A 10,446-nucleotide genomic window follows, 5' to 3' on the forward strand; every position below is an offset into this window, starting at 1 on the left:
GGACGATCACGGGGTGTCGTCGGCGCTGGGGAGTAGGAGTTCGGCCTGGTCCTCCTGATCGCTCTTCTCGTTACGGTTCCGGGTGGTCTCGCGGTAGTAGTCCTGGAGCCACCTGCGGCTGATGCGCCCTGAGAGGGTCGGCCAGGCGATCAGGTCCTGCATCAACCGGACCCAGTCGACGTCGACACCGGTCTGGCTCAGGTGGCGCACGGTGGCCGGCAGGTGCCGGTGCAGTCCGGCGGTGCTCTGCCGCGTCAGCAGATCCAGTCGTGCTTCGGCGGCGGAGGCCCGCATGTCACGCTCACGCCCTGGGCTGTCGACGACGGCCTGCGCGAGGCAATGGCCCAGGCTGCGTCCCCAACGCTCGGCCCGAGCGTCCTCGCCCTCGTTCGCCGGGGCCGAGGCCGGGCCGTCTGCCTCCACCATGCCTGCGGGAGTGGTTTCCTCGTCGACGGTGTTGTCGGATTCGTCCTCGGCTGCGAACGTATGCCGCGGGCGGTCGGCGATCATCGACGCGACCAGGTAGAAGGCGCGTTCCTCCGCCTCGGGAACATGGCGATGGCGGGGGAGCCAGGGAGCCACGATCCGGTGCATGGGGCGTACGTGGTTCAGATCCCGTCCCACACCGGCGCGCAGCGCGGCGCGGGTACCGGGGTCGCCGCACTCCTTCCTGATCCAGGCGACATACGCGCTCAGGTGCTCGCGACGAAGGTCTGCAGCCGACTTTGACGACTCGGTGGTCATACGGAAACTCCCTGATCCGATCCGGTGGCTTCGAGCCCGAAACCATCTGCGTTGCCGCTTCCGGTGCCCTTGGCGGTGGGCCGCTTCCCGTAAAGCTCGGCGCGGGCTTCCGCGACGGCCTTGGCACCGCGCAGCCGGGAGCTGATGGGCGCGGTGACCGTGGCGAAGCTCTGCTCCGCCAGGGCGAGGAAGGCCTTGCGCGCCTCCGTGCGATCCAGGCCCGCGTCGAGTGATGCCGACGCCAAAGAGCGGTCGAGTCGGCGATAGCGCGACCAGAACTCCGTCTCGGCCTGCGGCCAGTAGCGGGCGCCGGCCTCGGCGGACCAGGTGGAGTGCTCCGCCTTGGGGTCGCCGACGTAGAGGCACCAGGCCCTGCGCACGGCGCGGTCCAGCCTGTGGCCGTACATCTCGCCGAGCCGGCGCAGCCGGCCCACGGCGGCTTCGGTGCGCGGCGCTTCTTCCTCCACGACACCCAGGAGCGGAGGCGTCGACCCCTCGACGAACTGCCGGTCCTTGGCCTGTCCTTCCTGCTCGAATCCCAGCGCCCTGACCCGCAGCGTCTCCGCGACCTCGAATGCCGTATCGAACACCCTCGGTCGTCGTGGCCGCGCCGGCCCGCCCGCCTCGTACAGCAGCAGGGCGTCCACATCACGCCACAGCGCCCTCCGGGAGTCGGCAGGCCGCGGGTAGCGATTGCCCTGCTGACTGATCTGCCAGATCAGATAGGCGTCGTCACGGGGCATGCGCTCGCCGCGGTACGCCCACGTGATGAACGCGTCCGCCACCGTGTCCTGCTGTTCCTCGTTCGCCACGAGCAGCAGGGCGTGCGAGGAACACGCGGTGAGCAGCGCCATCGGCCCGGTCCTATCAGTGGGCGGCAGCTCGGGGTCGGGCAGCTTCTCCCACTCCCACGGACACAAGTCGACATCACGACGGACCGTCGCCTCCGGCGGGGTGAGCCCCGCCAGGAGGGTCTGGAACAGGGTGTCGCCCTCGGGATGGTAGGACAGCGCGGTACGCAGCGGGCCGGCCGTGGCACTGGCGCTCTTCACGCCCCCCACCTCGCGCGACGAGCACCTGCCGGACGGCCCGTAGAAGTGCCAGACCAGCAGATTGAGAACGGCTTCGGACACTGTGGGGAGGACGGGGGACTGAGGACTGACGTGCGTGAACCAGGAGTGGTTATTGCCTGCCGGCCGGGTCACGATCAGCTTGTTCACCCCCGCGGTGTTGCCGGCGTCGCACTGCTCCGCCAACCGCGGGTCTTGCATCCATGGACGCCCCCCTTCACCGTCGAAGACGAAGAAGCGATGCCCCCACGCAGCGAAGTACTCCTCGATCGCGTCGGAGGGGAGCTCTCCCGCCTCGACCACGTCCATGCGGCGCTCGCCCCAGTCACCCGGGCCGCTCTCGTCGAGACGGGTGACCCGCGCGGTCAGCGCGTACAGCATCCGCAGCAGGGCGGAGTGCGCGGGGGGCTCGGCGACGGCGAGGCCCGTGATCTCGTGGCTGCGCAGCAGCAGCTCGCGAAAACCGATCTTCCCCGGCAGGGGCGCGGAGTCGCCTCCGCGTGCGTGGGGCGCCCAGATGACCGGGAAGAGGGGCGCTTCCGCTGTGCTGTGCGAACGTGCGGGCATCAAAGCCTCTCAGGAGTCACAATGTGATGGGGTCTTCGCGCAGGCGGAGGTGACTCGCGTGCCGCTACCGGGACGACCGCGTCCATACCCCTGTGCCCGCGCGAGCGGGCGTACCGGCTGGCGGGAACCGGATCCCGCCAGTCGGGCCCGGTGCGTGGTGGCCGGGCTGAAGACATCTCACCAAGCGTGCTGCTACAGGGATAGAGCGTTGGCGAAACTGGCTTTAATTGACCTCAAGTCCTACGGCTGAGACGGAAATTGATCGGTTGCCGTGGCGGCCCCTCCAGCTCGAACCGTCCGGCTCACGGTGCACGGTCACCAGCACGAGCTCGCGAAGGAGCGGCTGCTTCTCCCAGCCGACGGGACGGGGCACGCCTTCGTCGCCACGCAGCCACGATCCGGGAACGGGAGCGACCCAAGACATGATCAAACCCAACTCCTCGCGCGTGGGTGTCGCTCTGCGCGTCAGCGCGGACAGACTCAGCGCGCCGTCCTCGTCGAGCGTCAGCTCGCCACCGGGCTGGGCGTACAGCAGCAGTACGCGACCGGTATCCGCCCCCAAACGGGTCGTCAACAACTCCTCCGTAACGCCCTCTTGAAGTGCACTGAGTCTGCCGAGATCGCCCTGGACGTCCTGCGGCGCGCAGATCGTCGTCATCCGGGCCAGATGCGACTCGGCCACCTCGTTGGCGGTACGGTCCAGGTCCATCCGCACCAGTTCCTGCTTCACCGCCGCATCCAGGCCTTCGACGAAGTCCGCCGCGTACACCGCGTCGACAAGCCGCTGCACATCCCCGGGAACCTCGATCCCACCCACCTGCTCCCGACGCAGCAACGCCGCGGTGCGGACGAGCAGCCCGTGGTCGTAGACCGCACCCCAGGTCGGCGGAACCCTCGTGCGGCCGTCGCTGTCCACCGGCTCCAGAACCACCAGCTTGGGACACTCTTCCGACTGCGCCCACGTAGGCCGCCCCTCCGGCCCTCGCCGGTGCCGCCGGCAGCGCCCCACCCGCTGCAACAGCTGGGCAAGCGGGGCGAGATCACTGACGACGAGGTCGAAGTCGAAATCGAGCGACTGTTCAACTACTTGTGTTGCCACCAAGATGGAGCCCGGACGGACCCGGCTTTCCTCGCTCGCGCCGGGCTTGCCGTACGCCCGCTCGCACTCCGTGCTGATGCGCTGACGCTCCCGAGCCTGGTAGCGAGAGTGCAGCAGCCGCAGCCCACCCTCCCTCCGGGCAAGGACGGGAAACGCCTCACACAGGTCCCTGTACGTCGCCTGAGCCTCAGCGACAGTCGTACAGCACACGAGGGCGGCTCCGCCCCCGTCCACCACCGGCTGCAACCGCGACCGAAGCCGTTCACGCCTCCCGCCCCTGCGGACAGCCGACTGCGGAGCGTCCAGGCTGTCCCAGCTCACACCGTGGATCTCGACGTCCACGGTCCGCGCCCGCTCGGTCCTTGTCGCGCGAGGCGTGGACACCTGGCCAGTCGCCGCGTCCGTGAACAGCCAGCCCGGGTAGCACGGCGTCACCTCCGCCGCGTCCAGGAAACCGGCACCCCGCCGGTAGGCGTTCACCAGCGAACCCGCCGTGGAACCCGTCAGGGTCGCCGAAAGCAGCACCACCGGAGCGCCGAACGCGCCGAGCCACTCGAGCAATCGGGTCATCAGACTGTGCATCCAAGGCCCGTAAGCGTGTGCCTCGTCGATCACCAGCACCTTGTCCGACACGCCCAGCAGACGGAGCACGTTGTACCGCAGCGGCAGCACACCGGCCAACACCTGATCAATCGTCCCCGCCCCGAGCGGCGCGAGCAGACCGCGCTTCGGGCCGCGCAACCAGGTCCCGGCTGCGGTCGCCGTCGACCGCTCGGCGACCACCACACCCTCACCGACCGCAGCGGCAGCCGGACCGGAAGGGCTGTTGTACACAGGGCTGAGCCAGGCCATCGAGTGCAGAAGCGTCAGCGCGCGCTCCCCGTACAACGCCTGATCGGCAAACGCGGCCACCCGGGGAAACATGCCGTCCGCCGTCGCCATCGTCGGCAGCGCGAAATACAGCCCGCGCGCCCCCGAAACCCGCCCGAGCACCGCAGCCGCGTACAAGGCGGCCTCAGTCTTCCCATCCCCAGTAGGAGCCGTGACCAACAGCAGACCGGAACCGCGCTCCGCCGCCAGCCGGGGAAAACGCTCCACCAAGTCCCGCTGCAGAGGATTGGGCGAGAACGGAAACATCCCCTCGAACTGCTGGAGGGCGAAATCCGCCCGACCCAGCTGAGCGTCCCGGACCACGCCGGGCGCCGCGTGAGACGCCCTCACCCAATGCGCGTCCAGCGCCCGAGGCGTCGCCTCCCACCCAGCCGCGGGCAGAAGCGGATTGATCCAGTCGGACTGACTCGCCAGCCAGTCCGCCACCACGACCAGACCCGCAACGACAACCGCGAGCTCAGCCGGCAACTCACCGCTCGGCACCGCCGTCGCGCCCACGACCCGTCGCAACTCAACGAAGTGCAGCCGGCGCTGCTCGGCCCAGCCCTGTTCACCAAGCCCCGGGGCATGGAGGCTCCCTGCACTCACCTTCCGCTTGAGCAGCGGCTGGCCGAAAATGCCGTGATGACCACCGAGCATCTGGGCCACCTGATGACTCACCGCGCGCCGCATCCGGCCGAGATCCCCCGGATAGCCGATCTCGTCCAGAAGCAGAGTCACCGCCCAGTGCGTCGCCACCTCATGGCGGAAGGCACTCTCGCGCTCAGCACCTGGAACGAAGACGTACGCCGGATCCCTCCGCATGGCTGCGAAAGCCGCGGGCACCTGAGCCTGGAACGGCGGTGTGATCTTCCCGAGGTCGTGCAGTCCTGCCCAGAACGAGAGAACTTTACGTGTCTCCGACTCGGCCAGTTGTAAAGCATCCGCGATGCGCGCCCTGATCCGGGGACTCAACACGACATCCCACAGCACCCCGAACACAGCAGCCGTATCCACTAGATGACAGATGACCGGGTATGGGCGTCTCAGGCCACGTTCCTTGCCCCACAGGCGGCAGTCGGGGTTGGCGGCGCAGGCAAGGACGACATCGTGTTCTGTCATGCCGTCACAGATATCAGGCGGCACTGACATTGATGCTGACACTCAGGTTTCGGTGGTCGTGGCTCGGGCCCCGCACCTGCGTGTGCGTGGCACGTCAGACCGGCGCAGGGCGCACGAAGAAGGGGTTATCCGGCTCCCGAAGCGGGCCACTGCCCGGGAGGTGTTCCCTTGTCTAACCACCACGGTCACGGTTCCCGGCATCGCCGACCTGCTACCGCTACGGCAGTCAAGGAACGCCCCCGGACTGCTGCCGCATGCAACTTCGACCTCTGGCCGGCGCCCCCAGAGTCTCCGCCCGCGAGTGAGGTATCCGCCAAGCCGACGATCTCCCCCACGCCTACGCGGACTGGCTCACCGTCGCTTGGTCACGCGCAAGGCCTGCCATGCCCCGGGACCTTGGGCCACAGCCAGCCGCTGGGCGAAGCATCCAACGGCCGGTCAACACGCACGAAGTCGCCGTACTCATCTTGGACGACCCCCCTCGTTGACCCACCGGCCCGGAGCGGCTCCAGTACGCTGCTCGGCAACGATCAGTGCGGCCAACGGGTCGTCAGCCATGCCCACGAGCCGCCCGAACTCCGCGGCCTCGTCATCGAGATCGAGCGGCGGGAACTCGCCCAAGTCGAAGAAGTCCTCACTGCCGACGTCCTCAACCGTGTGGAGATAGACGTCGAAGGACGTCATCGCCGCACGAACCTCGACATAGCGCACGCCCGGGCGTCCTGCCGAGCCGCACGGCCCAAGGAACTGCTCGACCGAACGCCCCCGCCGTACGGCCCCGAGAATGAACGACTGTGTCAAATACCGCACCCGGCCACCATAGGCGCTCATCCGACCGAGACGGCTTGACGATCAAGAGGATCATCATCGCGCCGTTCGGCGAGGTTCGTGGGAATCGGCGTGGCACGTGGAGCACTGCATGGAAACGCACGGTTACGGCAGGTGTCCCGTAAGCTTCGTCGCTGTGAGCAAGCGCGTGAAGGTGAACGTGAGGCAGGTCCCCTTTGGACACCGGTACCGTCAAGGAACGGTAAAGCCCTTCTAGAGTGCCTGCTCAGGAAGGGTGCTCTCCGCGCAGGCGGAGGTGGTCCGCCCTCTGTAGGCCGCGCCGATCGCTCCTTCGTCGTGCTCTCCGCGCAGGCGGAGGTGGTCCCCGAGGTGTCCGAGGGGGTTGGCGCGGAGGGGCGTGCTCTCCGCGCAGGCGGAGGTGGTCCGCCAGGTAGCCAGTCACGTACGAGAACGCGAGCGTGCTCTCCGCGCAGGCGGAGGTGGTCCTAAGGGCCGCCCGGCTACTCGGCGTGTTACGCCGTGCTCTCCGCGCAGGCGGAGGTGGTCCGCTCACCACTCGAAGGGGCCGCGGAACTCCCGTGTGCTCTCCGCGCAGGCGGAGGTGGTCCGATCCGGCGGGCCGTGCGCGAGTACCGAGCGGGGTGCTCTCCGCGCAGGCGGAGGTGGTCCGGCGCGGCGCCGCTCGTCCTGGTCGGCGAGCACGTGCTCTCCGCGCAGGCGGAGGTGGTCCGGTCTTGGTGGGGACGTAGACGTCGAGGTCGCCGTGCTCTCCGCGCAGGCGGAGGTGGTCCGGACGGCCGCGAGGACGGTGACGACGGTGTATCGTGCTCTCCGCGCAGGCGGAGGTGGTCCGCCGCTTCGGCTCTGCCCGCACTGGAATGCGTAGTGCTCTCCGCGCAGGCGGAGGTGGTCCGGTGTACGCGGACGCGGAGAAGACCGAGGCCGAGTGCTCTCCGCGCAGGCGGAGGTGGTCCGCAGTGCCAGGCGCTCACCGACACGAAGACCAAGTGCTCTCCGCGCAGGCGGAGGTGGTCCGCCCCGCCTCGGGTCGCTGTACCTGGGGCGGGGGTGCTCTCCGCGCAGGCGGAGGTGGTCCGCTGTGGGAGGCCGTAGGCGTTGCGTTCGCGCGGTGCTCTCCGCGCAGGCGGAGGTGGTCCGAAATGCACAGGGGGGCAGTCACACTGCCATACGTGCTCTCCGCGCAGGCGGAGGTGGTCCACCCCGGCCCTGCGGGCTCACGCCATGCGCGGCGTGCTCTCCGCGCAGGCGGAGGTGGTCCGCAGCCGCCACAATTTCAGGCCTCCCGGGCGACGTGCTCTCCGCGCAGGCGGAGGTGGTCCGGCGTCGATCAGGACTTCGATCCCGGGGTCGGGGTGCTGTCCGCGCAGGCGGAGGTGGTCCGGAACAGACCCGCCGCGGACCCGGCGTGCAGGAGTGCTCTCCGCGCAGGCGGAGGTGGTCCGACGATGTCCTCCATCACCCGGACCGACTACGCGTGCTCTCCGCGCAGGCGGAGGTGGTCCGCACAACCAGGGCTACGGCCGCCGAGACCCCGTGTGCTCTCCGCACAGGCGGAGGTGGTCCGCCCCCACCGGAGGGACCGGACGGGGGCCTGAGGTGCTCTCCGCGCAGGCGGAGGTGGTCCGTGCGCCGAGGGACGGGCCTAGCGAAGGACATTGTGCTCTCCGCGAAGGCGGAGGTGGTCCGCCCTCGCATCCGGGCGCCCCGCCTACCTGCGCGTGCTCTCCGCGCAGGCGGAGGTGGTCCGAATCGGGCCTGTGCTTTCTGCCACGATTACGCGTGCTCTCCGCGCAGGCGGAGGTGGTCCGCGGGTCACGTCCGCGACGGCGCCGTTCCAGTGGTGCTCTCCGCGCAGGCGGAGGTGGTCCGCCGCGGCCGTCGCTCAGGGCGCCCCGGGTCGTGTGCTCTCCGCGCAGGCGGAGGTGGTCCGCCCTACAGGGCCGATCCGTCTCCGAGGCGAACGTGCTCTCCGCGCAGGCGGAGGTGGTCCGGCCGGCAGCGTCGGGCCGAACGCCCGCACGCTGTGCTCTCCGCGCAGGCGGAGGTGGTCCGTAGGCCGGCCTCTCGCGGACTGGAGCCACCGCGTGCTCTCCGCGCAGGCGGAGGTGGTCCGGTCCCGGCGTACCGCGCCGCCGACCTCATGGAGTGCTCTCCGCGCAGGCGGAGGTGGTCCGATTTGACCCACCTCCCCGGGGCGAGCCCGATTGTGCTCTCCGCGCAGGCGGAGGTGGTCCGGGGTCCTGGGCCATGCGGGCGACGGTACCGCGGTGCTCTCCGCGCAGGCGGAGGTGGTCCGAGGCGCCAGCCCCAGTCCCGCGTAACACCCACGTGCTCTCCGCGCAGGCGGAGGTGGGTCGATGGAGCGCACGAGGCGTTCGTGGGCGAGGGTGTGCTCTCCGCGAACACGGAGTGGGCCGTAGCAGCTGCCTATCTGGAGGAAGGATTGTCCGTGCTCTTCGGGCGCTCACGTCCGACAGCAGGGCTGCCTTCTCGGGCCGTTACGGCGGAGCCACGAGGACCCGCACGCCGAGCTCGGTCTCGACTTCCCGCGGCCTGTACGGGCCCTCGCGCACGAGGCTGCGGTGTTCCTGATAGCTGGGCGCACGGGTCCTGCTCTTTCGTTGGACGGATTCCTTGGTAAGGGTTCGGCCCGACCGTGGTGAACGCCTCCGTGGCTAACCACCGCACTTACCAGGCTGGTCACAGCCCACTTACCACCGCACTCACCATGCGGAGTTACGGCGTTGTGATGGCGCGGGGCTCTGATGGTCAGCGGGACGGTGAGGGCTGCGTCGAAGAGTGAGGCATCAGTTCCGCCGACCTCTTCGAGGAGCCCTTCGATGTCTCCGCCTTTCCTTCTGTGGCGCCGTGATTCCCGTCAGGGAACGAGCCGTTCTCGTGTTTCTCGCCTGCCGGGAGGGCGCGAGTTCGTCGTCAGGGCAGGTGTCTGGGCGGCGCTCGCCGCCGGGCCCCTCGCCCTCATGGCCGCCGTCGCCGTCGACCGTCCCGTTCTCGTGGAGCAGCCCGCCACTGTCCGACCTGCAGTCGTTCCGACGGTCTCCGACGCTGCTGGGGACGGTGGGCCGTCCGGCTTCGCCGAGACGGTTGTGGGGCTGTGGCTGGAGGCGGGCGCGGCCGCCGAGACGTCCCCGGAAGCGGCTCAGCTGCGTGTGCTGGCTCCCGGGGTTCGGGCCCCGCGGTGGGGCCGCAGGCCGGTCGTGGCCAGGCAGATGGCGGCCGTCCGTATCGTGAGCCAAGGCAGTGGCGCGTGGGTGGTGACGGTGGCCGTCCGCCTTGTGGACGGCACCGTCGGCGTAACGGCGGAGGAATCCGTGCGAGGCCTGCGTTACTTCACCGTCCCCGTCACCGCGACAGGTGATGGCCGCCACAGGGCCTACGTAGCCGGGGCACCGGGAGAAGCCGCGGGACCGCGGCCAGGGCAGGCCCCCGACTCGCCGTTCACGGCCCGTGTCGAGGATCCCGCGCTCACCGACACCGTCGAGGGGTTCCTCGGCGCGTTCCTCGGATCCGGCGGCACGGTCGAGCGCTACCTCGCGCCGGGCACCGTCCTGGCCCGCCCCGACACCAGGTTCGCCGTGGTCGAGCCCCTCCAGGTCCTGTCCCAGGGGCGCACCGCCGACTCTGGGCGGAAGGGCGTGGCCGCGCGGGTCCGCGCCGAGGTGACCGCGACCGACGCAGCGGGCCGTTCGTGGCCGATGGCCTACGAACTCACGCTCACCGCGCGAGACGGCCGCTGGGAGATTGCAGCCCTCGACACCGGCCAGGTAGCAGCGACTGCCCGACGTCCATGACCCTGACCCGCACCCCACCCCCGTCCCTTCTGCTTGCGAAGGAGTCCGACATGGACACCACCACTACCTCTGTCGTCCTCGCCGCCCCGATCAAGGAGATCGGCGACCACCTGTTCACCATGTTCACCGACTGGGGCGAGAAGGCGCTGCTGCTGGTCATCCTTCTCGCCGTCGTCATGGCCGTGGCGAGCAAGATGAGCGTCAAGGCCGGGATCGGCGCCCTGATCGGGCTGGTCATCTGCTACGGCCTCTACGAGTCCCGTGCCGAGCTGTCGAAAGCGTTCAAGGACGAGATCGTGAGCGTCAGCAACTCCTCGCAGACGCCGGACCCGTCCTCGAGTAAGTGACGGCG

6 protein-coding genes and 1 CRISPR repeat array are annotated in these 10,446 nt (G+C 69.6%); of the genes, 2 read left to right on the forward strand and 4 right to left on the reverse strand.

The genetic code is table 11. The features are described 5' to 3' along the window. Positions 1-6: 6 nt before the first annotated feature. The 4 genes from casB to ACFC0Z_RS06285 form a co-directional block, all read right to left on the reverse strand. Positions 7-744, reverse strand: a complete 738-nt coding sequence (gene casB, locus ACFC0Z_RS06270; protein WP_376433241.1) for a type I-E CRISPR-associated protein Cse2/CasB — start codon at positions 742-744, stop codon at positions 7-9. After that, the gene (casA, locus tag ACFC0Z_RS06275; protein WP_376433243.1) at positions 741-2,381 is read right to left on the reverse strand and encodes a type I-E CRISPR-associated protein Cse1/CasA; all 1,641 of its coding nucleotides are present in this window, start codon (positions 2,379-2,381) and stop codon (positions 741-743) included. Before casA ends, casB begins: the two co-directional genes overlap by 4 nt. Positions 2,382-2,604: 223 nt before the next feature. Then, positions 2,605-5,472 carry a CRISPR-associated endonuclease Cas3'' gene (locus ACFC0Z_RS06280; RefSeq protein WP_376433245.1) on the reverse strand — a complete coding sequence of 956 codons (2,868 nt, stop codon included), beginning with the start codon at positions 5,470-5,472 and terminating at the stop codon, positions 2,605-2,607. Between the two features lie 462 nt (positions 5,473-5,934). Then, a complete protein-coding gene (locus ACFC0Z_RS06285; RefSeq protein WP_376433247.1) occupies positions 5,935-6,183 on the reverse strand; it encodes a hypothetical protein in 249 nt (82 codons plus the stop codon). Positions 6,184-6,535: 352 nt separating this feature from the next. Next, positions 6,536-8,700: a CRISPR direct-repeat array (repeat unit 28 nt; unit sequence GTGCTCTCCGCGCAGGCGGAGGTGGTCC). Positions 8,701-9,263: 563 nt separating this feature from the next. Here ACFC0Z_RS06285 and ACFC0Z_RS06290 point away from each other — a divergent pair. After that, the gene (locus ACFC0Z_RS06290; protein WP_376433249.1) at positions 9,264-10,094 is read left to right on the forward strand and encodes a hypothetical protein; all 831 of its coding nucleotides are present in this window, start codon (positions 9,264-9,266) and stop codon (positions 10,092-10,094) included. A 50-nt stretch (positions 10,095-10,144) separates the two neighbouring features. Then, positions 10,145-10,441 (forward strand): hypothetical protein, encoded by a 297-nt coding sequence (locus ACFC0Z_RS06295; RefSeq protein ID WP_376433251.1) that lies wholly within the window; start codon positions 10,145-10,147, stop codon positions 10,439-10,441. The last annotated feature ends 5 nt before the right edge of the window (positions 10,442-10,446 follow it).

The organism is Streptomyces sp. NPDC056144 (assembly GCF_042264145.1).
In the GTDB taxonomy this organism is placed as follows: domain Bacteria; phylum Actinomycetota; class Actinomycetes; order Streptomycetales; family Streptomycetaceae; genus Streptomyces.

Excerpts from the sequence above, each read along its gene's own strand:
- casB (WP_376433241.1), bottom strand. The coding sequence starts at position 744 with ATGACCACCGAGTCGTCAAAGTCGGCTGCAGACCTTCGTCGCGAGCAC.
- casA (WP_376433243.1), bottom strand. The coding sequence starts at position 2,381 with ATGCCCGCACGTTCGCACAGCACAGCGGAAGCGCCCCTCTTCCCGGTC.
- ACFC0Z_RS06280 (WP_376433245.1), bottom strand. The coding sequence starts at position 5,472 with ATGACAGAACACGATGTCGTCCTTGCCTGCGCCGCCAACCCCGACTGC.
- ACFC0Z_RS06290 (WP_376433249.1), top strand. The coding sequence starts at position 9,264 with ATGGCCGCCGTCGCCGTCGACCGTCCCGTTCTCGTGGAGCAGCCCGCC.
- ACFC0Z_RS06295 (WP_376433251.1), top strand. The coding sequence starts at position 10,145 with ATGGACACCACCACTACCTCTGTCGTCCTCGCCGCCCCGATCAAGGAG.